1 protein-coding gene is annotated in these 424 nt (G+C 48.6%); it reads left to right on the plus strand.

Annotation, left to right across the window (positions count from 1 at the left end; translation table 11 throughout):
- Positions 1-44: 44 nt before the first annotated feature.
- Positions 45-424: ExbD/TolR family protein (locus tag ACO0LN_RS30320; protein WP_422980483.1), on the plus strand; the 380-nt coding region annotated here is incomplete at its 3' end.

Raw genomic sequence — 424 nt, forward strand, 5'->3', positions numbered from 1 at the left:
AGAGGTTTTAAGGGTTAAAGCGTAACATCGAAAGAGAACACATTATGGCAATGGCAATTGGCAATGATGGAGATGGTGAAGACGAAGTCAACAGCACCATCAACACCACCCCGCTGGTCGACGTCATGCTGGTATTGCTGATCATCTTCCTGATCACCACCCCGGTGATTACAGATACGGTCAAGCTGAAATTACCGGCAGAAACCAACGTGATTTACAAAACCAAACCGGAAAACATCACCCTGTCGGTGAACAAGGATGGTGATCTGTACTGGAACGGCAGCATGAAGCCGCTGGCAGGCACGGATGCCCTGTTTGAAAAGCTCAAGGTAGAAGCAGTCAAGATCCCGCAACCGGAGTTGCATATCCGTGGAGATCAGAATACCCGCTATGAGTTTATTGGCAAAAGTATCCTGACGGCACA

It is taken from the genome of Undibacterium sp. TC9W, from assembly GCF_049339865.1.
Classification (GTDB): Bacteria; Pseudomonadota; Gammaproteobacteria; order Burkholderiales; family Burkholderiaceae_D; genus Undibacterium.